Origin of the sequence: Bacillus pretiosus, assembly GCF_051294775.1 — a bacterium.
GTDB lineage: Bacteria > Bacillota > Bacilli > Bacillales > Bacillaceae_G > Bacillus_A > Bacillus_A wiedmannii.
Map to the genome: position 1 here is coordinate 1 of NZ_JBPPHF010000391.1, position 291 is coordinate 291.

At 36.4% G+C, this 291-nt stretch carries 1 protein-coding gene; it reads left to right on the top strand.

Features of this window, described 5'->3' with window-relative positions:
- Positions 1–291 (top strand): membrane dipeptidase (locus tag ACSG5Z_RS31410; RefSeq protein ID WP_435712906.1); only part of this gene is annotated, 291 nt, incomplete at both ends.

Genomic DNA, 291 nt, shown 5'->3' on the forward strand with positions numbered 1-291 from the left:
GCTATATATGTGCCAGAAACAGTGCTATATGAAAACCGATTTGAAGTAGCATTACAAATGGTAGATATTTTTTATAATGAAATTTTATCCCAACCAGGTGTGAAGTTTATTCAGACAAAAGATGATATTAACATGTTAAAACAGGACGAGATTGGAGCGTTATTAACACTAGAAGGATGCGAAGCAATTGGAAGAGATGCAATGAAATTACGGTTGTTGTATCGCCTAGGAGTACGTTCTTTTGGACTAACATGGACTTATGCCACTATATTAGCTGAGGGTCAGCTAGAG